The 26968-nt window shown below is 34.4% G+C and carries 20 protein-coding genes; 15 read left to right on the plus strand and 5 right to left on the minus strand.

What is annotated here, in order from left to right; all coding sequences use genetic code 11:
- Window positions 1-73: 73 nt before the first annotated feature.
- From ACEN92_RS12965 to ACEN92_RS12980, 4 genes are all read right to left on the minus strand, one after another.
- Window positions 74-2959 carry an alpha-amylase family glycosyl hydrolase gene (locus ACEN92_RS12965; protein ID WP_495638782.1) on the minus strand — a complete coding sequence of 962 codons (2886 nt, stop codon included), beginning with the start codon at window positions 2957-2959 and terminating at the stop codon, window positions 74-76.
- A gap of 64 nt (window positions 2960-3023) precedes the next feature.
- Window positions 3024-3839, minus strand: coding sequence for a SusE domain-containing protein (locus ACEN92_RS12970; protein WP_495638783.1), 816 nt, complete (start codon window positions 3837-3839; stop codon window positions 3024-3026).
- 23 nt (window positions 3840-3862) lie between these two features.
- Window positions 3863-5470, minus strand: coding sequence for a RagB/SusD family nutrient uptake outer membrane protein (locus ACEN92_RS12975; protein WP_495638784.1), 1608 nt, complete (start codon window positions 5468-5470; stop codon window positions 3863-3865).
- Window positions 5471-5499: 29 nt separating this feature from the next.
- Entirely contained in the window at window positions 5500-8475 is a 2976-nt protein-coding gene (locus tag ACEN92_RS12980) for a SusC/RagA family TonB-linked outer membrane protein (RefSeq protein ID WP_495638785.1), read from the minus strand.
- Window positions 8476-8712: 237 nt separating this feature from the next.
- Here ACEN92_RS12980 and ACEN92_RS12985 point away from each other — a divergent pair, with 237 nt between their 5' ends.
- From ACEN92_RS12985 to ACEN92_RS13030, 10 genes are all read left to right on the plus strand, one after another.
- Window positions 8713-9744 carry a LacI family DNA-binding transcriptional regulator gene (locus ACEN92_RS12985; RefSeq protein ID WP_495638786.1) on the plus strand — a complete coding sequence of 344 codons (1032 nt, stop codon included), beginning with the start codon at window positions 8713-8715 and terminating at the stop codon, window positions 9742-9744.
- Between the two features lie 281 nt (window positions 9745-10025).
- Window positions 10026-11381 (plus strand): MFS transporter, encoded by a 1356-nt coding sequence (locus tag ACEN92_RS12990; RefSeq protein WP_495638787.1) that lies wholly within the window; start codon window positions 10026-10028, stop codon window positions 11379-11381.
- A 16-nt stretch (window positions 11382-11397) separates the two neighbouring features.
- Complete coding sequence (gene pgmB / locus ACEN92_RS12995) at window positions 11398-12051, plus strand: beta-phosphoglucomutase (protein ID WP_495642344.1); 654 nt, start codon at window positions 11398-11400, stop codon at window positions 12049-12051.
- A gap of 216 nt (window positions 12052-12267) precedes the next feature.
- A complete protein-coding gene (locus tag ACEN92_RS13000) occupies window positions 12268-14568 on the plus strand; it encodes a glycoside hydrolase family 65 protein (protein WP_495638788.1) in 2301 nt (766 codons plus the stop codon).
- A gap of 259 nt (window positions 14569-14827) precedes the next feature.
- Window positions 14828-16942, plus strand: a complete 2115-nt coding sequence (locus tag ACEN92_RS13005) for a glycoside hydrolase family 97 protein (protein ID WP_495638789.1) — start codon at window positions 14828-14830, stop codon at window positions 16940-16942.
- 121 nt (window positions 16943-17063) lie between these two features.
- Window positions 17064-17888, plus strand: a complete 825-nt coding sequence (locus tag ACEN92_RS13010) for a hypothetical protein (RefSeq protein WP_495638790.1) — start codon at window positions 17064-17066, stop codon at window positions 17886-17888.
- Between the two features lie 107 nt (window positions 17889-17995).
- Window positions 17996-19873 (plus strand): glycoside hydrolase family 13 protein, encoded by a 1878-nt coding sequence (locus ACEN92_RS13015; protein WP_495638791.1) that lies wholly within the window; start codon window positions 17996-17998, stop codon window positions 19871-19873.
- 95 nt (window positions 19874-19968) lie between these two features.
- Window positions 19969-20667 (plus strand): glycerophosphodiester phosphodiesterase, encoded by a 699-nt coding sequence (locus tag ACEN92_RS13020; RefSeq protein ID WP_495638792.1) that lies wholly within the window; start codon window positions 19969-19971, stop codon window positions 20665-20667.
- Between the two features lie 118 nt (window positions 20668-20785).
- Window positions 20786-21994 carry a BaiN/RdsA family NAD(P)/FAD-dependent oxidoreductase gene (locus ACEN92_RS13025; RefSeq protein WP_495638793.1) on the plus strand — a complete coding sequence of 403 codons (1209 nt, stop codon included), beginning with the start codon at window positions 20786-20788 and terminating at the stop codon, window positions 21992-21994.
- Between the two features lie 4 nt (window positions 21995-21998).
- On the plus strand, window positions 21999-22670 hold the full coding sequence (locus ACEN92_RS13030; RefSeq protein ID WP_495638794.1) for an HAD family hydrolase: 672 nt from the start codon (window positions 21999-22001) through the stop codon (window positions 22668-22670).
- A 23-nt stretch (window positions 22671-22693) separates the two neighbouring features.
- On the opposite strand, the gene ACEN92_RS13035 is transcribed toward ACEN92_RS13030, so the two are convergent.
- Complete coding sequence (locus ACEN92_RS13035) at window positions 22694-23170, minus strand: TspO/MBR family protein (protein WP_495638795.1); 477 nt, start codon at window positions 23168-23170, stop codon at window positions 22694-22696.
- Between the two features lie 141 nt (window positions 23171-23311).
- Here ACEN92_RS13035 and ACEN92_RS13040 point away from each other — a divergent pair, with 141 nt between their 5' ends.
- From ACEN92_RS13040 to ACEN92_RS13060, 5 genes are all read left to right on the plus strand, one after another.
- Entirely contained in the window at window positions 23312-24412 is a 1101-nt protein-coding gene (locus ACEN92_RS13040; protein ID WP_495638796.1) for a diphosphomevalonate decarboxylase, read from the plus strand.
- A gap of 31 nt (window positions 24413-24443) precedes the next feature.
- Entirely contained in the window at window positions 24444-24662 is a 219-nt protein-coding gene (locus tag ACEN92_RS13045) for a hypothetical protein (RefSeq protein WP_495638797.1), read from the plus strand.
- Complete coding sequence (locus tag ACEN92_RS13050) at window positions 24662-24967, plus strand: type II toxin-antitoxin system RelE/ParE family toxin (protein WP_495638798.1); 306 nt, start codon at window positions 24662-24664, stop codon at window positions 24965-24967. Before ACEN92_RS13045 ends, ACEN92_RS13050 begins: the two co-directional genes overlap by 1 nt.
- 5 nt (window positions 24968-24972) lie before the next feature.
- Window positions 24973-25911, plus strand: a complete 939-nt coding sequence (locus tag ACEN92_RS13055; RefSeq protein WP_495638799.1) for a mevalonate kinase family protein — start codon at window positions 24973-24975, stop codon at window positions 25909-25911.
- Between the two features lie 75 nt (window positions 25912-25986).
- Window positions 25987-26943: a geranylgeranylglycerol-phosphate geranylgeranyltransferase gene (locus ACEN92_RS13060; RefSeq protein WP_495638800.1), complete on the plus strand. Its 957-nt coding sequence runs from the start codon at window positions 25987-25989 to the stop codon at window positions 26941-26943.
- Window positions 26944-26968: the final 25 nt, after the last annotated feature.

Consider the following 26968-nt stretch of genomic DNA (forward strand, 5'->3'; position numbering starts at 1 on the left):
AATTATAAATAAAAGGGCTGTCTATTTCGAGACAGCCCTTTTGCATTACTAACCTAACCAAACCAAAATCAATCTATTCTTTAATAAACTTCATTACCTGAGTTTTGCCATTATTATCCAGTGCTTTTACAATATATAAGCCCGATTTTAAATCGCTTACGCCAAATTGAAAATCCGGATTTTTATTGGTTGTAAAACTTTTTACCAATTGACCGGTAATAGCATAAATTTCAACTTTTTCAGCAGCTATATTTAAGGTAAAATAGTTTGAAACCGGATTTGGATATAAACTCACAATAGTTCCTTTTTCAAAATCGGCAATAGCCAAACTCGCTTGTTTATTTCCGTAAATTCTAAATTCTCCTGCCGGAATACTGATCAAAGCATTCACATCGGCAACATTTATCGTGGTATTGTCCATTAAATTATACCAGATTCCCGGATATGAAAAACCAGTTGCAACATTCTGCGTTGTTACATTAAAGTTGGCTAAAATCAATACATCTTTAAGTTGGCCTGAATCCAGGTTTGCATTTGTAATTTTAATATTTGCATACAAAGAATTTGCATTTGCCATTGTTGCAGTTCCTGAAAACACTGGCTCTTTGGTTTTTAGCGTAATCATTTTTGCCCAGTCGTAGTAAATTTTATTTCTGCCCGAATTTGTCAGCCAGCTTCCTGTCCATTGTGGCTGTGGTTTTGTATCTAATTTACAATCTCCTGAAATTGTCGCAGAAGCATCATTTACGGTTCCGTTATTACAAGTAAAAATAGAAGAATCCCAACCTAAATCTCCAAAATGCCAGATCATTTTTGGTCCCGGAACTAATAAGGAAACTGCTCCAATAGCCGACATTCTTGACAAAGCTGTGCTTAATGTTTTTACGTTATGAGCTGCATTCGTAGAGTTTCCGTACTGAATGTTTTTATACATCAAACGCTCTTCATCATGGCTTTCTGCATAACCCATTAAACGATTTGAGGTAAAACCGTGACTTGAACTCGTCATTCTCGAAATATTACTCGTGTATCCCATCGACAACTCATTATAAGCGTTATTCAAGTTACCCCACATCATGATTCCTTTGCTTGGGGATTCGGCAATTTTATAATTAGCCCATTCCTGCTCTTCCAAATCTGTACCTAAATGTTCGAAGATTGTATAATGTGTTGGATCTAAACTCCATGAATAATCAGCATATGTTTTTAATACATCTACCCTGTCTTGTTGGTAATTTCCTGTGCAGGATTCTTGTCCGCCTGCAACATTTGAAGGGCAATTTTGAGTAAATCCTTTGGTTAAATCCCAACGCAGACCGTCAATTTTATATTCTTCGACCCATTGTTTGATTACGCGTTTAACATAATTCTGAGTTTTAAGCGATTGGTGATTAAAATCTTCTCCAACATTATAACTATGCATTGCAACTGTATTGAAATAAGGATTTTCAGTAGTTGGCGAACCAAAACCGTCTCCGTCCGGATCGTTCATCCACATTCTTACCATCGGATTTCTTCCGAAAGCATGATTCAAAGCAACATCAAGAATAACTGCAATTCCGTTTTGGTGACATAAATCGATTAGTTCTTTTAGTTTATCAGAGCTTCCATAAAATTTATCTAAAGCCATATGGAAAGAAGTATTATAACCCCAGCTTTCATTACCTTCAAATTCCATTACAGGCATTAATTCTATAGCATTTATTTTGAGATTTTTAAAATAATCGATTCTGTCAATTAAGCTTTGATAGTTCCTGTTGGCATCAAAATCACGAACCAAAACTTCATAAACTACTAATTTATCTTTTTCAGGTTTTGTAAAATTGCTTATCTGCCAGTTATATGGAGTTTGTCCGGTTTTTAAAACGGTTACTTCAAATTGCTGTCCTGAGGGATAAACCGGCATATTTGGATAATTGATTGCAGGAATCGAAGCATCATCATAGGGAGACAAAACCAATGTAGAATAAGGATCAGCTATTTTAACCAATGAAGGTGAATTTGCAAATGGCGTTGCGTCTACTACCCAATACTGATAGGTATTACTCACTCCCGAAACCAAGCCTGATAATTCTAACCAAAACTTTCCTGAAGCCGGATCTTTTTTCATGGCATAGGCCGATGTAGGCTGCCAATTATTAAAACTTCCGGCAACGTAAACGAAATCTTTTAAAGGTGCATCTAACATTAAAGTGGCTTTAGTTAAATCAACTGAATTGTAATTAATTCCATCCACTAAACCTGCTGGCATAGCCTCCGAAACCGTATTTGGATTTACTACAACCGAAAACTTTTTAGAAATCGTTGTTGCTCCCTGCGTTACCAATAATTCATAACTCTGATTTGTTGTAATATTGGTATGACTGAATGAATAATTAACAGTACTTGCATTTGTATTAATAATGCTTCCGTTTGATTTTAATACATAACTGGCAGCACCATTTGAGTTTGTGGCCGTAATGTTAAAATTAGAACCTGATGCCAAAATGGTTGCGCTGTTTTCTAAAGGAGAAGTTAATGTAACCTGAAAAGTACCTACTTCAACTAAAATATCCTGTGATTTTTTATCTCCGGTTCCGTCTTTCGTTTTAACCAAAAAACCAATTCTGCCAATTCCCGTTGCATTAAAATAAGCAGTTGGTGTTATCGTTTTTGTATACGTATCTGTTCCTGCATTGTACGTAAATACACTTGCCGCACTGGAGGCTGTCCATGCACCGTTGTTTGGTGTTCCTTTTGCAGTTGTGTCATTGGTATCAAAAGCCCATGCCCATAAATACAATTCATGAGTTCCGATAATTCCCCAGGTAGTTTCATTTATACTGCTTCCGTTTATGGTAATGGTAATAGCAGTTGTTTCTTCAAAGGTAGTCGGATTTACAGAATATGTAACGTTTTGTTGTTGGGCAAAAACGATTACTGTAAATAAACTAAAAAGTAAGAGTAATAATTTTTTCATAGTTTAGTTAGTTATTAAAAAAGGCTATCCATTAGATAGCCTTTTATTATTTACATTAAAAAATTTAATCTAATGTGATAGTTTTTGCAACGTTATCAATTTTCAAAACTCTGGATCCTGTTGGTCCTGTATATTTGAAGTTGTTGTCACCATCACCAGCATTTACTAATTCTGAATCGATAGTATAACCTAATCCTGAATAGTAAGTGTAGTTATGACTGGCATCCCAGTTACCATCACTTGTAAAGTTATTTCCTAAGAATTCTCTGAAAGCTTCTCCACTTTTGAGAACAACAGTTACCTGATAAATATTTGTCTGACCAATAACCAAAGGGAATTCTGTTTCAGCATCACCTGACCATGACCATCCACCTGGGGTAGCAGCTCCTACCAGCCAGTGAGAACTTGCTAAAGGCACATGGTACGGAGTAGCCGTAAATGTATAAACATTAGAATATTGAGGAAGTCCGGAAGCTCCTACAACCGATTTAATACGGATATCTACTTTATTTTCCTGCTTTTCAATAAAACCTCCATTAACTAATGCTGAATTTAGTTCGGCAACCGTTAAAGCTTTAAATCTTGCAGTTGTATTTGATACTACAACCGGTGAAGCAAAATTAGTTCCTGCTTTACCAACTTCTATAACATAATTCACAACAGTCTGTGTTCCTTCATATTGAGCATCATCCCAAATTACGGTTGTAGCAATATTATTTTCTGTTTCTTTAGAAAGGACAATACTAAAATCAGATTTTGGCGTTAATAATACCGGAGCGGTTGCTGCTTCAATAACTGGTCTGTCTTCTACATCATCAGCATTACACGATACGGCTAATACACCAACGAATGCGATTAAAATTTTATATATATTTTTCATTTTTATTATTTTTTATAGGTTAGTTAGTATCCTGTATTTTGTTTTAAAGTTGGATTTGCCTGAATATTTCTGGCAGGAATAGGCATTAAATCTCTATAGGAATCAGTAGCACTACCATTTACAGAACCGCCTTTCCACTGCCAAATTTTAGATCCACCTGTAAATTTTCCAAAACGAATCAAATCTGTTCTTCTGTGACATTCCCAGAATAATTCTCTTCCTCTTTCATCTAAAATAAAATCAAGAGTTAATTGCGCAGTACCAATAGCTGCAGCATTTGCTCTGGTTCTAATTTTGTTCACATAACCCAAAGCTGTTCCAATATTTCCAGTTGTAGCTCCTCTTAAAACAGCCTCAGCATACATTAAATAAGCATCAGTTAATCTGAACATCGGGAAATCGATATCCGGGATATCATTTCTTTGAGCAGCAGTACCATCAGAATTTTTATTGATATATTTTGTTACAGCATAACCGTCTGTAAAAGTTCCAACATTTTTAATATCTTTTGATTGACCGTTGGTATAAAATGTTCCTCTTTTATCTGCAGCTGCATTTTCGTCAGGGAAAAGATTTACAAACTCCCTGCGAGTTCTAATACCCTGCCATCCACCATCCATACCTCTGGATGCTGCATCCATACTGCCCCCGATAGAAGCATGCATAATAAAACTCATTCCTCCTCCTATAGCTCTGATAGCATTCCCATCGCCTATAATTGGAAAAATAACTTCGGTTTGAGCACCATTTCTGTCATTATCTGCAGAGAATAAATAACTATACGGAACTTCTGCAAAAGTATATCCTGAACCGGTAATGATTTCATTACACAATGTTGCAGCTTCATTGTTTCTTTCTACTCCCGTATATACTTTAGAATTTAGATAAACCTGTGCCAATAAAAATTTAGCGGCAGTTTTATCAACCCTTCCATATTCATTTGTTTTTGAAGCAGCTAAACTATTATCTAAATCCTTTAATTCAGATTCAACAAAAGCAAAAACTTCTGCTCTTGATTTTTGTACCGGATAGAAGAATCCAACAGGATCATTTTCTGTAGTAATTGGCACATTTCCAAATAAATCCATTAAATTGTAATAGGAGAAAGCTCTCAAAAAGCGAGCCTCTGCCCTAAAAACAGCAATTTCAGCTTTTAAACTTGCATCAACACCTCTGGCAGCTAGTTTCTCATCGGTAGTTTGTCTTAAAAACTCGTTAGCTACGCTAATGTGATAAAACGCCCTGGAGAATGTACCCTCCAAAAATTCATTTGCAGGCGACCACGTCTGAGCATTTAATGTTGGTAAAGTACCATCAGCCCAGGCAATAATAGCTTCATCTGTTGTAAACTCTTGTGTTACAAAAAGCAAACGTAAATAACTGCTAAAATCTCCACTTAATCCGGCAATATCTGCTGAACCATCACCATCATTACCTCCTACATACAAACCTGCGTATAATTTTGCCAATACTTGTTTGTACGATGCCGGGTCCTGGAAAAAAGTTTCAGATAAAAATTCATCATCATCACCTGGCGTAACATCCAGATCGCTCGTACATGAAGTAAGCGTCATACTTAATCCTAAAATGAATAGGAAAAAATAAGATATATATTTAAATGACATTTTCATTTTGTTTATTTTTAAATTGTAAGTACTTATTAAAAATTTGCATTTACTCCAAACAAGAAAGTTCTGGCTCTTGGGTAAACATTATTGTCAATTCCATTGAATTTCTCCGGATCTAAACCATCGTATTTGGTAAGTACAAAAACATTTTGAACTCCAGCCGTAAATCTTAAAGAAGCTGCTTTTAATAACGTTTTATCAAAAGTATATCCAAGTGTAACATTATCTAATTTTATAAAAGAAGCATCTTTCACAAAATAATTGGACAGGTAACGTTGTGTTCCGTTATCCTCAAAAGTAAAACCAGTATTATAGTAATCTGAACTTACATTAGACAAATCTGTTTGCCTTCTTAAGCCTGCATCAGAATATCCGAAGTTAGAACTCACATTATCAAAAATATAATTCCCTAAACTTGCTCTCCAGTTCATTGTAAAATCAAATTTTTTGTAGTTTAAGGTAGAGAACAAACCAAAGGTGTAATCCGGAGCCGGTTTATGGTATCTGTAACGATCTCCTGCATCAATTTTCCCGTCTCCATTTCTATCGGCATAAGCTCCGGCAATTGGTCTTTTGTTGGCATCGTACAATTGCTCAAACACAAAAAATGAATTTGGTGTAAATCCTACTGAATTAATCTGGATTTTGTTTCCATTTCCACCCGCTATATTATCTCCGGCCAAATATCCCTGAAAACCCGGAACTGTAATTCCCAACTCAGAAATCTTTTGATCAACATAAGTAGTATTAAAAGCTACATTCCAGGTCAGGTTATCATTTTTAACAATATCTGACTGAATGCTAAACTCAATACCTTTTGTTCTTACGCTTCCGATATTAAAGAAACCTTGATTTCTAATATTTGCACCATCAGGAACTGCAATATCTGCTAATAAATCAGTTGATTTTTTATCAAAATAATTAATCGATCCTGTTATTCTGTCATTAAAAAATCCGTAATCGATACCAACATTCATCTCAGCCAATTCTTCCCATTTGATGTTTTCATTATATCCTTCGGGTCTGGCTGTTGTATAAATAGTATTGCCAAAAATATATTGAGAATTAATTGTACCTAATGTTACTCTTCGTAAATAATCATACTGAGGCAGAATATCTTGCTGTCCTGTTGCTCCGTAACCAACTCTTAGTTTTAAAGTCGAAAGAGTTGAATGATCTTTTAAGAATTCCTCTTCAGTAACATTCCATGCAAAAGCACCTCCTGCAAAATTTCCCCATCTGTTATCTTCAGAAAAACGGGAAGTTCCGTCTCTTCTATAATTTAAGGTTAATAAATATTTACTGTCATAACCTAAATTCAAACGTCCAAAAAACGACTGTAAGTTAACATCCGGATCAGTAGCAACATCCTCATTAGGATTTGGCTGTCTGGTTTCTCCTGATGAGTATTTTTCTTTTTGAAATAATTGGTAGTTATAACCCGCAGTTGCATCAATTTTAATTTTTCCTAAGTCTTTAGTATAATTAAAATAAGCATTTAAGTTTTTATTTTGAAGTGCATCTGTATAGCTGCTATAGTTTCCTAAATTCACATAACCAGGATCACTAAATGGTTTTGGCTGATATCCTAAAGCACTTTGAGTACTTACCTCTGTGTATCCACTGCTGTCAAATCTATCAATACCTGCTTCAACAACAGCTCTCAAATCCTCAAAGAAATGAAGTTTATAATCTAATCTAATATTTCCCCATTTTCTTGTTGAAGTAGCCCTGCGTTCGTCTTGATTTAATCTCGCCACAGGATTCCTCGCTGGCAATAGCGGTAAGTTACCAGTAGGTTCTAACCATTCAAAATATCCTCCATAGCGAGAACCCGACTGATAAACAGGTTGTGTAGGGTCAAATCCTATAGCACTGCTGATTACCGGGCCTTCGTCTTGAAATTGATTTTTACCAAATGATAAATTCCCGCTAATGTCGATTTTTAAGTGGCTGTCAAATAAAACCGGATTTAATGATATTGATGTCGTAGTTCTTTCAAAAGAAGTGTTTCTTAATATCCCCGGATTATCAACATTCCCAACAGATAATCTAACAGGTAATTTATTAAACAATGAACCGCTTACAGAAATATTATTGTTAGTCGTAAGTGCTGTATGAAAAATTTCATCCTGCCAGTTTGTGTTTGCAGTACCCAACAAAGCTTTTTGAGCTGCTGATCCTTTTTCATTTACTAAGGCACGAAATTGATCCGCACTCATTACATCAACTGTATTTGCTACAGTATTGATACCAACCTGAGAACTGAAGTTTACTTTTACAGCCCCTTTTGTTCCTTTTTTAGTGGTAATAACGATTACACCATTTGCAGCTCTTGATCCGTAGATTGCAGCAGCAGATGCATCTTTAAGAACTGTAAAAGATTCAATATCATTAGGATCAATTGTAGATAAAATACTTGTAGCTCCACTTGGAACTGCATTGCTTAAAGGAAGTCCGTCTAAAACGATTAACGGTTCGTTAGAAGCATTTAAAGATGATCCGCCACGAATTCTTATGTCTGCTTTTGCTCCCGGAGCTCCTCCTCCGGTTACGTTAACACCCGAAATACGGCCGCTGATTAAACTTTCGGGAGTTACATTAATTCCCTTATTAAATTCTTTTGATGAAATTTGTGAAACCGAACCTGTTGCATCTTTTTTCTTAACAGTTCCGTAACCTACCTGTACCACAACCTCTTTAAGTTGGTTGGTATCTTCTTCTAATGAAATATTTAGTGTTTTTTCTCCATTATAATCAACGGTGGCAGTTTTGTATCCAATAAAAGAAATTGAAATTTTGTTTCCTTTTTTTACATTAGATAACTGAAAATTACCGTCAAAACCTGTCGATGTCCCTCCGGGAGCACCTTGTACACTTACATTTACTCCCGGGATTGGTTGTCCCGTTGCTTTATCGACAACAGTACCGTTTAAAGTGCTTTGAGCAAGCATAGAAAAGGGTAACAGCAGGAATAAAAATAACAACTTTTTGGAAATTGTTTTCATACTTTTTGTTTAAATTAGTTTGAGTTTTTGATTGTTAGTTAAGCTTTTAATTTTACTTCGAATTTCAAAATTAGAAATTAATTAACATGCTCAACATGAAGCAATTTTTATTGGTTTACGAAAACGTGGTAGTGTTGAAAACTTTATATTTTATGTCGGTTTTTTAAGGATAAAATTATCATTTTATAAAATTAAGCATATCTTTATTATTAATAACATTTTTTCCAAATTAGCATTATGAAGCGAAAAGTAACCCTGAAACAGATTGCAAAAGAGCTGGATGTGTCTATTTCAACAGTCTCAAAATCATTACGGAACAGCTCTGAAATTGGCGAAGAAACACGATTAAAAGTTCAGGCTTTTGCAAAATTTTACAACTATAAACCCAACAACATTGCCCTTAGTTTAAAAAATCGAAAAACCAAAAGTATCGGCATTATCATTCCGGAAATTGTACATTATTTTTTCTCTACCGTAATTGACGGAATCGAGCAGGTTGCCAACGAAAATGGCTATAGTGTTGTAATTTGCTTATCAGGGGATTCATTTGACAAAGAGGTGCTAAATATGGAAATGCTCGCCAACGGAAGCATTGACGGTTTTATCATGTCACTTTCTAAAGAGACACAATTCAAAGGAGATTTTCACCACATCACAGAAGTTATCAATCAGGGAATGCCGGTTGTGATGTTTGATCGTGTAACCAATGATATTTTATGCGATAAAGTGATTATTGATGATAAAGCTGCCGCTTACGAAGCCGTTCAGAGTTTGATTGATGATGGAAGAAAAAAGATCGCCCTGGTCACTACTGTTGATTATGTAAGTGTTGGAAAACTGAGAACCGATGGTTACGAAAAAGCACTTTTAGACAATGGATTACCATTTAATGAAGATCTGATTATTAAAATTGAAGATGTAGATACTTGCGAAATTACCATCAGCCAGCTTTTGCATGACAGAGCGTTTGATGCTGTGTTTGCTGTAAATGAGCTTTTTGCTGTTACCATAATCAAAACTGCCAATAAAATGGGCTTAAAGATCCCCGAAGATTTAGCCGTAATAGCTTTTACTGACGGAATCATATCTAAATATTCAACACCTAGTATAACAACTGTCAGCCAAAGCGGAAAAAAGATGGGAAACAAAGCCGCTAAAATGCTAATAGAAAGGCTTGAAGCCGATCATGATGATGACGATGAAGAAAATGAAAATTATACAACAGAAGTAATCGAAACGCATCTTATAAAAAGAGAATCAACAGACTAGTTTTAAAATAGAAAAATCAAAAGTGATAAAAACAACCTAAACTTTAATTTTTACTTCCGCTTTTATCACTTTTCATTTTTTAAGCAGCACTTTTTTCTTATTTAATTCATTACTACAACCTTGTAGTTAAAAATGTTTATTCATATTTGTTTTTAGAAAACAAAAAATTGAAATATATTTATATATTTACAGCCAATTCAAAGCTTTTACTTTTACTTCGAAAAAAATAGTAGGTTTTGATAAGCAAAGCGCTTATCGTATAATTTTTACAAATTACGATAATGGAAAAGCGTAAATTAAGTTTCCTGGAAATTTGGAACATGAGTTTCGGATTCCTGGGAATACAAATGGGATTTGCACTTCAGAATGCAAATGCCAGCAGAATTCTTCAAATTTTTGGTGCCGACGTACATGAGTTATCATGGTTTTGGATTATTGCTCCTTTAATGGGGTTAATAGTGCAACCCATTATTGGACATTACAGCGATAAAACCTGGGGGAAATTTGGAAGACGAAAACCATTTTTTCTTGTAGGTGCTATTCTTGCTTCCGTTGGATTGATTTTAATGCCACAGGCCAATATTTTTATTTCAGTCTTGCCTGCTTTATGGGTTGGAGCCGGAATGTTAATGATCATGGATGCCTCTTTTAACATTGCCATGGAGCCATTTCGCGCTTTGGTCGGTGATAATTTAAGAACAGATCAGCGAACTGCGGGATTCAGTATTCAGACTTCTTTAATTGGTTTTGGAGCTGTAATTGGTTCCGCTTTGCCGTATGTCTTAACAAACTATTTTCACATTTCAAACAATGCCGTTCCCGGAAGTATTCCTTTAAATCTGAAATTATCGTTTATCATTGGCGCAGCCGTTTTAATTGGTTCAATTTTAGTGACACTCTTTACAACAAAAGAATATACTCCGGAAGAATTAGCCAATTTTGAAGACCCACAAAGTGAAATTGATATTCCTTCTGAAGAAAAATCAAAACTTACTGATATTTTTACTGACTTTGCAAAAATGCCAGCCACAATGCGTCAGTTAAGCTGGGTGCAATTTTTCTCGTGGTTTGGATTATTCGGAATGTGGGTTTTTACAACTCCTGCGATTGCGCATCACATTTACGGATTGCCATTAGAGGATACTTCCAGCCGGCAATATCAGGATGCCGGAGATTGGGTTGGAATTCTGTTTGGCGTTTACAATTTAGTTTCTGCCATTATCGCATTGTTTTTCTTGCCTTACATTGCTAAAAAAATTGGCCGAAAATCAACTCACGCCATTTCATTAACCACCGGAGGAATTGGATTAATTTCAATATACTTTATGCCAAATGAAGACTGGGTTGTATTGCCAATGATTTTAATTGGAGTTGCCTGGGCGAGTATTTTGGCTATGCCATACGCGATTCTTGCAGGATCAATTGCTCCTAAAAAGATGGGAGTTTACATGGGAATTTTCAACTTCTTTATAGTTATTCCTCAAATTGTAAACGCACTAATTGGTGGTCCAATTGTAAAATACCTCTATAATGGTGATGCAATTTATGCCTTAATTACAAGCGGAGTCAGTTTCTTAATCGCCGCTGCTTTAGTCTACAAAGTAAAAGATGTAGACGACACTATTCAAAAATCATAAATTAAGAATCTCCCTTATAATGAAAAAAGCATTCATATTCGACCTTGACGGAGTCATTGTCGATACAGCCAAATATCATTTTTTGGCCTGGAAAAAAATCGCGCAAACATTAAATATAAACTTTACACCCGAACATAACGAATTACTTAAAGGTGTAAGCCGTGTACGATCATTAGACATAATTCTTGAATTAGGAAATGTTCAGGCTTCGCAGGAAGACAAGGACAAATGGCTGATTCAAAAAAATGAAGATTATTTATCTTATTTGGTTGATATGGATGAAAGTGAAATTCTTCCGGGAGTTTTTAAAATTCTAAAGCTATTAAAAGAAAAAAATCAGGGAATTGCATTAGGTTCTGCCAGCAAAAACGCAAGACCAATTCTTGAAAAAACAGGAATCCTTCCGTATTTCGATGTTATAGTTGACGGAAATGATGTTACCAATGCCAAACCTGATCCGGAAGTTTTCCTGAAAGCGGCTCAATTATTAAATATTAACTCAAGAAAAGCCATTGTATTTGAAGATTCAATTGCCGGAATTCAGGCTGCAAATATTGCAGGTATGGTAAGTGTAGGAATTGGCGAGAGAACAATTTTACATGAAGCGGATTATATTTTTAAAGATTTTACCGAAATAGGCACACTGTTTATTGAGAAACTTATCAACTAGAAAATGTGCCAATTTGATAATTAGATAATTTACATAAACTGGATTATTTAATTATCAAATTGAAATATGAACTAATGTTTTAAAAAATATAATCATCTAAATTAAAAGTAAAATAGTAAAACAACGAGCAATTAATCAGATAAATCATAAGGAAGTAATTTTCTGATTGACAACATTATCTAATTTTCAAAATTGCCACATTATCTAATTGAAAAAATGAATCAAGATTATATAAAACCAGATAACTGGTCCATAATAGAAGAAGGATTTGATTCAGAAAGCGTAAAACCTTCTGAAAGCCTTTTCAGCCTTGGAAACGGCGCGATGGGACAACGTGCCAATTTTGAAGAAACGTACTCCGGTGAAACTTTTCAGGGAAGTTACATTGCCGGAATTTATTACCCTGATAAAACCAAAGTAGGCTGGTGGAAAAATGGATACCCTGAATATTTTGCGAAAGTTCTAAACGCACCAAACTGGATTGGAATTAATATTGAAATCAACGAAGAAAACCTGGATTTAAATAATTGTACCGAGGTTCGAAACTTCCGCAGGGAATTGAACATGAAAGAAGGCTGGTACGACCGTTCTTTTGAAGTTACGTTGAAAAACGGAACTGAAATCGCAGTAAATGTACGCCGTTTCCTTTCTTTGGATCTGGATGAAATTGGAGTTATTAAATACGACATTTCACCTTTAAATAAAGATGCGAAAATCGTCTATAAACCTTACATTGACGCCAGTGTGACCAATGAAGATGCCAATTGGGATGAAAAATTCTGGAAGCCATTAGAGGTGAAAAAATCAAATAGTGAAGCTTATGTAACGGCACAAACTTTTAAAACGCATTTTAAGGTAACAACTTTTATGCACAACACAATTTTGGCCAATGGAGAAAACGTCAACATTTCTCCTTCTTCAATTGATTCTACTATTGATAAAGTACAATTTACGTACGGAACTATTATTGCAAAAGGGCAAACCTCATCGATTCAGAAAATTGGTGGTTATACCGTTTCCTTAAACCACGAAAATACTTTGGCTGCAGCCGAAAAATGTATTAAAACTGCAGTTGCTTTAGGCTATGATACTTTGCTTCAAAATCAAATTGATGCCTGGGCAAAAATCTGGGAAATGTCAGACATTACAATTGATGGTGATATAAAAGCACAGCAGGGAATTCGTTTCAACATTTTTCAATTAAACCAAACCTATTCCGGAAAAGACAGCCGATTGAATATTGGGCCAAAAGGCTTTACCGGAGAAAAATACGGCGGATCAACCTATTGGGATACTGAGGCGTATTGCATTCCGTTTTATATGGCGACCAAAGATCAGCAGGTTGCAAGAAACTTGTTGACATATCGTTTCAATCAATTGGATAAAGCGATTGAGAATGCCAAAGATAACTTAGGTTTCAAAAATGGCGCTGCTTTGTATCCGATGGTTACCATGAATGGCGAAGAATGCCATAACGAATGGGAAATCACACACGAAGAAATCCATAGAAATGGGGCGATTGCTTTTGCGATTTTCAACTATTATCGTTACACGGGAGATTACTCATATATTCCGGAAAAAGGACTGGAAGTTTTAATCGGAATTGCACGTTTCTGGTACCAAAGAGCTTCTTTTTCAAAAGAAAAAAATCAATATGTGATTTTGGGAGTTACAGGTCCAAATGAGTACGAGAATAACATCAATAATAATTTCTATACCAATTATATTGCAAAATGGTGTATTGATTATACTGAAGAACAAATTAAAAAAGTAGCTTCAGAATATCCTGAAGATCATAAAAGGATATTAGAAAAAGTAAATCTTTCGGCGAATGAAATTCAGGAATGGAAAAAAGTAGCGGACAATATATATTTTCCAACTTCGAAAGAATTGGGAATTTATCTGCAGCAGGACGGTTTCCTGGATAAAGATTTAGTTCCTGTAAAAGATTTGGATAAATCACAACGCCCAATCAATCAAAAATGGTCCTGGGATAGGGTTTTACGTTCACCTTATATCAAACAAGCCGATGTTTTACAATGTTTTTATTTCTTTGAGGATCATTTTTCAAGAGAAGAATTAAAACGCAATTTCGAATTTTATGAGTCATTTACCGTTCATGAAAGTTCACTTTCGCCTTGCGTACACTCTATTCAGGCTGCTGTTTTGGACAAAATGGATATGGCGTATACTTTTTATCTGAGAACTTCCCGTCTGGATTTGGATGATTACAATAAAGAAGTGGAAGAAGGCTGCCACATTACCTCAATGGCTGGAACATGGATGAGTATTGTGGAAGGTTTTGGCGGAATGCGCGTTAAAAATGACCAGCTTCATTTTTCTCCAAAAATCCCAAAAGAATGGAAAGGATATTCTTTTAAAATTAATTTCAGAAATCAAATTTTGAAAGTAACTGTAAATCATAAAGAAACCACTTTTACAGTAGACGGTAATCAGGATTTAACGATTATAGTAAATGGAAAACCAATAACAGCCACAAAATTGGCAACAGCTTAAAATTATTAAACACGAATTACACTGATTTGACAATCTTGCCATTTCGACGAAGGAGACTCGAGCATTAGCGAACAGACGAAGTAAATCACACAAGCCAAGCATACAGTTGCAGAATATTGGATGTGATTTCTCCCAAAAGGTCGAAATGACAAAAAAAGAAAAATGTTCTTTCTAAATAAAATCAGTGCTAATTAGTGAAATTTGTGTTTAAACTTTTAAAGCAGAAATAATTGAATTAATCACTTTTAAATAAAAAAATATGAAAAAATTATTTTTCTCAAGTTTAATCTTGTTTGCATTATGCTCGATTGCAAATGCACAGCAATTAAAATCACCGGAAGGAAAATTTGTAATGGAATTTTCGCTTCAAAATGACGGAACACCAACTTACAGCTTAAAATACAAAAATAAAGAGGTCGTAAAAACCAGTAAATTAGGTCTTGAACTTAAAGACGATAAAAAATCTTTGTTGAATGATTTTAGTGTTATTGATACAAAAACAACCACTTTTGATGAAACCTGGAAACCGGTCTGGGGAGAAGTTGACAACATCAGAAATCATTATAACGAATTGGCGGTAACTTTAAATCAAAAAGGAACGGACAGACAAATCGTAATTCGTTTTCGTTTGTTTGATGACGGACTTGGATTTAGATATGAATTTCCGACTCAAAAGAATCTTACTTATTTCGTAATCAAGGAAGAAAGAACACAATTTGCTATGGCGGGCGACCACACTGCTTTTTGGATTCCGGGAGATTATGACACTCAGGAATACGATTATACAAAATCTAAGTTGTCTGAAATTAAAGGTTTAGCTGAAAAAGCATATACTGCAAATGTTTCTCAAAAATCTTTTTCTCCAACAGGCGTTCAGACTTCTTTGATGTTAAAAACAAATGACGGAATCTACATCAACTTACATGAAGCAGCTTTGATCAATTATTCTTGCATGCACCTGAATTTAGATGATAAAAACATGACTTTTACCTCTTGGTTAACTCCGGATGCAAAAGGGGATAAAGGATATATGCAAGCGCCGAGCCATTCACCTTGGAGAACAATTATGGTGAGTGATGATGCGAGAGAAATCCTGGCTTCTAAAATGACTTTAAACTTAAACGAACCATCTAAAATTGATGATACTTCCTGGATTAAACCGGTAAAATATGTTGGCGTTTGGTGGGAAATGATTACTGGAAAAAGTTCCTGGTCATATACAAACGATTTCCCAACGGTTCAATTGGGTGTTTCAGATTTCTCTAAAGCAAAACCAAACGGAACACACGGAGCGAACAACGCTAATGTGAAAAAATACATTGATTTTGCCGCTGCAAATGGTTTCGACGCTGTTTTGGTTGAAGGATGGAATGAAGGTTGGGAAGACTGGTTTGGACATTCAAAAGATTATGTTTTTGATTTCCTGACGCCTTACCCCGATTTTGATGTGAAAGGTTTGCATGAATACGCAAAATCTAAAGGAATCAAAATTATCATGCATCATGAAACTTCTGGCTCTACCCGTAATTATGAGCGTCATATGGACAAAGCATACCAATTCATGAAAGACAACGGATATGATGCTGTAAAAAGCGGTTATGTTGGAGATATTTTGCCTCGCGGTGAAAATCATTATGATCAATGGATTGTAAACCACTATCAATATGCAATCGAAAAAGCAGCTGATTATAAAATTATGGTGAATGCACACGAAGCTGTTCGTCCAACGGGAATCTGCAGAACATACCCAAACTTAATTGGAAACGAAGCGGCCAGAGGAACAGAATATCAGGCATTTGGAGGCTCTAAACCAAATCACGTTACAGTATTGCCTTTTACACGTTTAATTGGCGGACCAATGGATTACACTCCCGGAATCTTCGAAATGGATATCAGCAAATTGAATCCTAATAACACCTCTCATGTAAACAGTACACTTGCAAACCAATTGGCATTATACGTTACCATGTACAGCCCGTTGCAAATGGCTGCAGATACTCCAGAGAATTACAACCGCTTTCCGGATGCATTCCAATTCATCAAAGATGTGGCTGTAGATTGGTCAGAAAGTAAGTATATCGAAGCCGAACCAGGAGATTTTATCACCGTTGCCCGTAAAGCGAAAGGAACAAACAATTGGTTTGTTGGGAACGTAAACGGTGAAACTCCACGCACATCAAACATTAATTTCAGTTTCCTTGAAAAAGGTAAAAAATACACAGCAACAATTTATGCTGATGCAAAAGACGCGCATTACAAAACAAACCCACAGGCTTATACCATCAGGAAAATTGCTGTAACCAATAAATCAAAATTATCACAGTTATCTGCTCCTGGCGGAGGTTATGCAATCAGCATAATCGAAACTAAATAATTTTAAAGGCAAGTAATTTTCCCAAAGATTACTTGTCTTCTTTTTAAGATTGCTAAATTTGGATCGCAAGGTTTCCAAAATGGTAAAGGAAATTGAAATTGCAATAATCAAATTATATAAAATGAAAAACGCTATCAGTTTATTTTTAAGCCTTTTACTACTTTCCTGCAATCAAAAAAATGAAACAATCTCTAAAATAAATAATGAAAATAAAAAATCAGACTCTTTAGAAAAAAATGAGATCGATAAAACGCTGTTTTCTGTTTATGATTTATCAAAAACAACAACAGCAATCGTGGTCAATCTAAATGATGAGAATTCGTATAACAGAGCCAAATTTGATGAAATTTTTAATCGAATAGAAGCAAAAGATTCTTTAAATAATGTTTTATACAGAGATACTCCTAAAGTTCAAAACTTCGAATATTACGATACTTTAGGAAGTTTCAGGCTTATAAAAAATAAAACGCTGGAAAGTGAGATTAAAAAAATCATCGATAAGAGTTACTACGTTTATGGCACAAAAGGATGTTCAAAAGAGACTATAAACGACATTGTTTGTGGAATCGATGAATGCCGTACCAATATTATTGCTTTTCCAATTCAAAATTTTGATACAGCTAAAAATGGAAAACCTATTTTTTGTTCCAGACAATTATTAAAAATAAACTATCAGAAAAGCTATTTTGACATAGAGAAAAAGATACGTGAATTTGATGAAAAGGAAAGCAAAAACGATGATTATAAAGACAATATCAAAACAAAGGTATTTGCCAATATGGGAGATTATTATTTTACATATAACGATGATTTTATGTGGGGGAAATATCCTGAAAAAAGCAAATGTCAATTTCCGGGAAGAACTATATATATCGTAAAAAAAGATAAACCAATAAAAAAATTCTGGTTTGATGGCTTAGATTTATTTGGAATTCCTTGTGACTAAAACAGTCTTAACAGAAGATTTTTTGATATCTCAAAAATGAATTTAAAACAAAATAAATATTGATAAGAAATACTTTCAAATATTTATAGTAAACCTTAAAACTTATTATGAAAGCTTCAAAAATATTACTTTTTACAAAACATTTCTTTTCAATAAAAACAATAATTATTGTTCTATTATTTTCCGCTTCCGCGAAAGCGCAAATTCAGAAAGTTGAACCGCCATTTTGGTACGCCGGAATGAAAAATCCGGAGCTGCAGATTATGTTCTACGGAAAAAATATCGCACAATATGAAACCTCTGTTTCAAATAATGTGGTGATTAAAAACGTAGAGAAAACAGAAAACCCAAATTATCTATTCGTAACGATTGATACTCAAAATTTAAAAGCATCTGAATTGGTTTTCTCTTTCAAAAACAAAAATAAGGTTGCTTTTACGCAGAAATATTCACTTAAAGAAAGAAGAGCGAATTCGGCAGACAGAAAAAGTTATGATGCGTCAGACATGATTTACTTAATTATGCCGGATCGTTTTGCTAACGGAAATCTGAAAAATGACAGCAATGCTTCTTTAACTGAAAAAGGAAATCGTCAGGACCCAAGTGGTCGTCACGGTGGCGATATTGAAGGAATTATCAAAAATCTGGATTACATTTCGTCTCTCGGCGCAACAACAATCTGGAGCACGCCTTTATGCGAAGACAATGACAAGCAACATTCGTATCATACTTACGGACAATCTGATATTTACAAAATAGATCCGCGTTACGGAACTAATGAAGATTACGTTCGTTTGTCATCAGAAATGCATAAAAAAGATATGAAACTGGTTATGGATTATGTAACCAATCACTGGGGAATTACGCATTGGATGATAAAAGACATCCCAACTAAAACCTGGTTCAATCAGTTTGAAAATTTCACACAAACGCATCACCGCCGCGAAGTAATTACTGATATTCATGCTTCAAAATTAGATCAGGAAATTTGTATTGACGGCTGGTTTGTCCCTTCAATGCCGGATTTAAATCTGAGAAATCCTTTGGTTGCAAAATACCTGACTCAAAACGCTATTTGGTGGATTGAATTTGCTAATCTTGACGGATTTAGAGTAGATACCTATAATTATTCTGATCAAACCGCAATGGCCAATTGGGCAAAAGCAATTACCAATGAATATCCTGGTTTTAATATTGTGGGTGAAATCTGGATGCACAATCAGGCGAATTTGGCTTATTGGCAAAAAGACAGTAAAATTGGTGCAATCGAAAACTATAATTCAAATTTACCAAGTGTAATGGATTTTACGCTTCAAAGTCAGGTTACTTCTGCCTTTAACGAAGACGAACCAAGCTGGGATAACGGATTGATTAAATTCTACAACAATTTTGCAATGGATTATTTATATCCAAATACGAATAACATTTTGGTTTTTGCCGAAAATCATGACACAGATCGTATTAATGATAAGTTTAAATACGATTTTCCAAAATACAAACTGGCGATGACTTTATTGGCTACAGTTCGCGGAATTCCGCAATTATATTATGGTTCCGAAATTGGAATAGGCGGTGACAAAAGCAAAGGTGATGCAGACATTCGCCAGGATTTCCCGGGTGGATGGAATGGCGATAAAAACAATGCATTTACCGCAGCAGGAAGAACGGCTGAACAGGCAAAATATTTCGATTTTACTTCTAAATTATTCAACTGGAGGAAGTCGAATGAAGCGGTTCATTTCGGAAAAATGACACATTATATTCCAGAGAACAATACGTATGTTTATTTCAGATTTACAGATAATAAAACGGTAATGGTGGTTTTCAACAATAATGCAAAAGAGCAAATTGTAAAAACCAATCATTTTAAAGAAAATATCAAAAACTTTAAATCAGGTAAAGATGTTTTGACCGGAAAAACATTCAATTTAACTACTGAAATTATTTTAGAACCAAAATCGGCTTTGGTTTTAGAATTGGAATAAAATCACATAAATCTTCAAATAAAGGCGCAAAGTTTAGAAACAATTGTTTTCTTTCTTTGCGCCTTTGTACCTTTGCCTCTTTGAACCTTCATAAAATGAATAAATTTCTAAAAATAGCACATCGCGGTGCCAAAGCCTACGAACCAGAAAATACCTTAAAAGCATTCCAAAAAGCATTAGACTTAAATGCTGACGGAATCGAACTCGACGTTCACTTGAGCGCTGACGGACATTTAATCGTAATGCACGACGAAACCATCGACAAAATGACCAACGGAAAAGGATTTATAAATGCCTTATCTTTGTCCGAATTAAAATCGTTTTTGATTGATGGCAAACATCAAATTCCGACTCTAAATGAAGTTTTTGATTTGGTTGATAAAAAATGTCTGATCAATATAGAATTAAAAGATTCCAAAACCCCTGACAAGGTTGTCGCCTTAATTGAAGAATATATTTCTGAAAAAAACTGGAATTACGGACATTTTATCGTTTCGAGTTTTGACTGGAACTCTTTACAGGAAGTTCATGATCTAAATTCAAATATACCGATTGGGGTTTTAACGGAAGAAAATCTTGATACTGCTTTGGCTTTCGCCGAAAAAATAAAAGCAAAAGCGATTCATCCCGATTATCAATTACTGAATCAGGAAAATACCAGAAAAATACAGGAACGGGGATTCCTTGTTTTACCATGGACAGTAAATAAAGTAGAAGATATTCAAAAAATGAAAAGCTACAATGTAGACGGAATCATAACTGATTTTCCGGATAGAATTAGTGGGAATCTCTAATTAATATTTTAAAAAACAGCCACGAATTACACAAATTAATCACGAATTTTTTAATTGTTCAAAGCAAAAAATTAAACCTTAATTCGTTAAATTAGTGTAATTCGTGGCAAAAAACAATATGATCAAAAATTTCGACATAATAATTGTTGGCGGAGGTGCTGCAGGTTTTTTTACGGCTATTAATATTGCAGAGAGAAATCCGAAACTGAGAATTGCCATTTTAGAAAGAGGAAAAGAAGTTCTTTCTAAAGTCCGCGTTTCCGGCGGTGGAAGATGCAACGTTACACACGCCTGTTTTGAACCGAATGAATTGGTTAAATTTTATCCACGTGGCGAAAAAGAACTTCGTGGTCCTTTTCATCAGTTTTGTTCCGGTGATACAATCGAATGGTTTGAAAAACATGGTGTCGAGTTAAAAATTGAGAATGACGGACGAATGTTTCCGGTTTCTAACTCATCGCAAACGATAATTGATTGTTTCTTAAAAGCAACCGAAAAATTAGGCATAAAAGTATTGACAGGACAAAGTGTACAATCGATCTTCAAAGCAGAAAATCATTGGAAAATTGAAACTCAGGACGAAAAATATACTGCCGAAAAATTAGTAATGGCAACCGGAAGTAATCCTAAAATCTGGGAAATGCTTCAGGAGAAAGGACATGCTATTGTGAGCCCAGTCCCTTCCCTGTTTACTTTCAATATAAAAGATCCCCGAATCAAGGAATTACCAGGCGTTGCAGCGCAAGTGACCGTAAACGTAAAAGATACAAAATTAGAATCAACCGGACCTTTATTAATCACGCATTGGGGAATGAGTGGCCCGGCGATTCTAAAACTTTCGGCATGGGGAGCAAGAACGCTATTCGATAAAAATTATCAGTTTACCATTTTTGTCAATTGGTTAAATGATGTTGATACCGAAGATGCCGAAAAAATACTGAAAGACTTAAAACAGGAACACGCCAAAAAAGCCGTTTCTAAAAAATCACCTTTTGACTTTCCAAATCGCTTGTGGGAAAGTTTAGTTTTGGCTTCACAAATTGAAACTGAAACAAAATGGGCTGATTTATCTAAAATTCAATTACAGAATTTAGCTTCTCAACTCACAAAAGCAACATTTCAGGTAAACGGAAAAAGTACTTTTAAGGAAGAATTTGTTACAGCCGGCGGAATCGATTTAAAAGAAATCAGTTTTAAAACCATGGAAAGCAAATTGCATCAAAATCTTTATTTTGCGGGCGAAATCGTAAATATCGACGCGATTACCGGAGGTTTCAATTTTCAGAATGCCTGGACAAGCGGATTTATTTTAGCAAACAATATTTAACAGAATGAAATATAAAGGAATTATTTTTGATTTGGACGGAACGTTAGTAAACTCATTAGAAGACATTTCAGATGCAATGAATTCAGTACTTACAGGTCTAAATTACCCTATTCATACTTACGATGATTATCAATATTTTATCGGCAGCGGTTTGCGAAACTTGGTAAGCAAAGCTTTGCCTGCATCAAATAATAGCGATGATCAAATTGAAACTTGCTTCGAAAGCATGGTAGAAGGGTATCGTGAGACTTGCACGCTAAAAACAAAACCATACGAAGGCATTATCGAATTATTGGACAATTTGGTTTCCCGAAATATCAAATTAGCCGTTTTCTCGAATAAAGCTGATGAATTGACTAAGAAAATAACTGCTGAAATATTCCCTGATTATTTTGATACTTCTGTTGGTTTAAGTGTTGAATCGCTTAAAAAGCCTAATCCATTTGAAGCTATAGCCATAAGTGAAAACTGGGACCTAAAAACCGAGGAAATTATTTTCGTCGGAGATTCAGATATTGATATGCAAACAGCAGTTAATGCCAATATGCTTGCTGTTGGTGTTTCGTGGGGTTATCGAACAGAAGATGAATTGATAGCCAGTGGTGCAAAATTGGTGATCAATAATCCTTTGGAATTAATTCAAATATTAAAAAATTCCTTATTGAGCCATAGTTAGAAATATTACTGGCTGAAACTAAATCATTTATTCAGCCACCAGATACTCGCATTCAAAATCGCAGCAAATCCTACCCAAGCCATGTACGGGATCAAAAGATATCCGGCAGTTTTATTGATTTTAATAAATTTTAAATAGGTTTCGTAAATCATCAGCCACAAAAGGGCAATTTCGATTAAAGCCAACATTGGGTTTTTTAATCCGAAGAATAAATACGACCAGATTGCATTTAAAGCCAATTGAATCAAAAAGAATCCCAAAGCTTTTTTAACTTCTGTATTTTGTTCCTTTATTTTATCCCAAACTAATCCCGCAGCAATTCCCATTAAAATATAAAGTAAAGTCCAAACTGGCATAAAAATCCAATTTGGCGGATTAAAACTTGGTTTCACAATAGTAGGATACCATGTTTCTACACTTGGTCTTGTAACTACACTGGCAGAATATCCTACTAGTAAACAAATGATTATGACTATTATGATTTTAACTGTTTTATTCATCTTCTTTAATTTTTATTCAAAAATAGTTAAAAGAAAGTTTAAACCGTATAAGTTCATTCCGTTTGAGTGTAACATACATTTTCTTATATAACTTATAGGGTGAAATATTTTAAAAACTATCTTTGCCAAAATTTATAATTCATGTTTACAGCAGCTGATTTTATTCCTAAAACATATTCTTCGACCATCGAAAGCGGAAATTTTGAATGGAGCGCTCCAAGCAATATTGCCTTAGTCAAATATTGGGGGAAAAAAGACAATCAAATTCCGGCAAATCCATCCGTAAGTTTTACGCTTAATAATTGCAAAACAATTACCAAATTGGATTTTGAGAAAAAAGATGCTTCGACTCCGCCCAGTATGACAAATAGTTTTTCTTTTGATTTGCTTTTTGAAGGCAAACCAAAGGAAGATTTCAAGCCAAAAATCAGCAAGTTTTTAGAACGAATTGAAGTGTATTTGCCTTTTCTGAAAGAGTATCATTTTACGATTGATACCCAGAATACATTTCCGCACAGTTCCGGAATTGCTTCGTCGGCTTCGGGAATGGCAGCCCTGGCTATGAATTTTATGAGTTTGGAAAAAGCATTAAATCCGGAGATGACAGACGATTATTTTTATCAAAAAGCATCATTTTTAGCCCGTTTAGGTTCCGGAAGTGCCTGCCGAAGCGTAAAAGGAAATGTTGTAGTTTGGGGCGATCAGAAGAATATAAAAGGAAGTACCGATTTATTTGGAGTTGAATTCCCATATACGATTCATGAAAATTTCGAAAATTATCAGGACACTATTTTATTGGTGGATAAAGGTGAAAAGCAGGTTTCCAGTACTGTCGGACATGATTTGATGCACAATCATCCGTATGCCGAAAGACGTTTTGTCCAGGCACATGAAAATCTGAATCATCTAATTGCCATTTTTGAAAGCGGAAATCTGGAAGAATTCATCAAAATTGTTGAAAGCGAAGCCTTGACTTTGCATGCCATGATGATGACCTCTATGCCCTATTTTATTTTGATGAAACCAAACACGTTACAGATCATAAATGCGATTTGGAAATTCAGAAATGAAACTAAAATTCCGGTTTGTTTTACATTGGATGCCGGTGCTAACGTACACGTTTTATATCCTAAAAATGCATCTGATAAAGTATTACAATTTATTAAGAACGAATTAGTTGGCTATTGTCAAAATGGTCAGTACATTTGTGACGAAATTGGAACTGGTGCAATCAAACTATAATTTTTTGTATCTTTAAGTAAAAATTTAGATTATGAACATTCAATTAGAAAAACTTGAGTTGATAAAAATGTTGACAGAAATTGAAAATCCTGCCATCATTAAATCTATCAAGAAAATTTTGACGAAAGAAAAAAAAGATTGGTGGGATGATTTGACTGATGCGCAGAAAGAAGACATTGAAGAAGGGGAAAGACAAATTGAACGTGGTGAATTTGTTTTATATGAAGATATGATGAAAAAACATCGTTAATGAAAAGAACAATAATCTTTTCAAAAAACGCAGAAAAAAGTTTATTTGAATTATTTGAGTATCTAGAAATCAAATGGTCAGAGAAAGTAAAGAATAAATTTATATCAGATCTGGACAAAGTAATTTATTTAATACAAATAGAACCTGAAATTTTTCCTAAATCGGAATTAAATAACAAATATCGTAAATGTGTGTTATCAAAACAAACATCAATCTATTACAAATTCAATACAAAAAGAGTTGAAATAATTGCATTTTTTGACAGCAGACAAGACCCAAATAAAATTAAGAAAGACATTAAATAAATTATATGAAAGGACCATTATTTTATTCAAAAATATTACTCTTTGGAGAATACGGAATCATCCGTGATTCAAAAGGACTTTCAATTCCTTATAATTTTTACAATGGCGCGCTAAAGAAAGATGAAAATCCTTCTGTTGAAGCCATAGCCTCAAATACAAGTTTAAAAAGATTTGCGATTTACCTTGAAACTTTACAAACAGAACAGCCTGATTTGGTAACTTTTGATTTGACAGCTTTAAAAAATGATGTTGATACCGGAATGTATTTTGATTCCAGTATTCCGCAAGGATACGGAGTGGGAAGCAGCGGTGCTCTTGTTGCTGCTATTTACGATAAATATGCTACACATAAAATTACCGTTTTAGAAAATTTGACTCGTGAAAAACTGTTACAATTAAAAACCATATTTTCTCAGATGGAAAGTTTTTTCCACGGAAAAAGTTCTGGTTTAGATCCTTTAAACAGTTATTTAAGCATTCCGATTTTAATCAATTCTAAAGACAATATTGAAGCAACCGGAATTCCAACTCAAAGCTTTGACGGAAAAGGCGCTGTGTTTTTATTAGATTCCGGAATTGTAGGCGAAACGGCTCCAATGGTGAATATTTTTATGGAAAACCTTAAAGACAAAGGTTTCCGTGCAATGTTAAAAAACCAATTTGTAAAATATACGGATGCGTGTGTAGAAAACTTTTTGCATGGCGACATGAAATCGTTGTTTACCAATACTAAAAAGCTGTCGAAAGTCGTTTTAAATAATTTCAAACCTATGATTCCTGAGCAATTTCATGGAATCTGGCAACACGGAATTGATACAAATGATTACTATTTAAAGCTTTGCGGTTCTGGAGGTGGTGGTTATATTCTTGGTTTTACGGAGGATTTAGAACGTGCCAAAGTATCTTTAAAAGATTATAAATTAGAAGTCGTTTATCAATTCTAATGAATTTTCAGCAAAAACTTTAATTCTCCGGGTAATTTTCGGTTAAAAATCTTTCCCTAAACTTAAATTTCTACAATGTTGAGCAGACAACACAAGCTTTTGGTAATGAAAATTGTTAGCTTGTTCTCTGTGGTAAGAGGTTACAATATTCCTATTATTGTTTTAGCACAATATTTATCAGCTATTTTTATATTAGCTCCTGAAAAAAGGGCTCTGGATATTTTACTTGATTTCAACTTATTTTTGATTGTTTTTTCTTCTGCAATTACCATTGCTTCGGGTTATATTATCAATAATTTTTATGACAGTAAGAAAGATTTAATCAACAGGCCAAATAAATCTATGTTGGATAGATTGGTTAGTCAGAAAACAAAACTGTTGGTTTATTTTACTTTGAATTTTATTGCCGTTTTAATGGCTTTTATTGTTTCCTGGCGTGCATTTTTGTTTTTTTCGGCTTATATTTTCCTGATTTGGTTTTACTCGCATAAAATAAAAAAATATGCAGTTATTGGTAATCTAACTGCTGCATTTCTGGCAGTTTTACCCTTTTTTGCCATTTTATTATATTTTTACAACAAAATATCATTTGAAGAAATAGAGAATCACAGAAGTCATTTTGTTGTAATTTCATCACATGCAATTTTCCTTTTTTTATTATTGCTGATTCGTGAAATGATAAAAGATTTAGAAAATTTAAAAGGAGATTTAGCAAACAATTACCGAACGATTCCGATTCTTTATAACGAAACGGTTTCTAAACAAATCATTACAACATTAACGTTTCTGACAATATTTCCTGTTTATATCCTAATCAGCATTTATGATGTTGGCTATATGGATATCTATTTTTATATCTGTTTTATAGCATTGCTTTTTTTTCTTCTTTACCTTTGGAAATCAAATTCAAAAGAGCAGTATTTGTTACTTCACAATGTCCTGAAATTCCTGATTGTTTCCGGAGTTTTCTGTATTGTTTTGATTAACCCGAGCGTTTTGTGGCATGGAAAAAGTTTGCTTTCCAGATTTTAAGATTGTTTCACAGAGATTCACGAAG

This window comes from Flavobacterium sp. Flavsp81 (genome assembly GCF_059491325.1).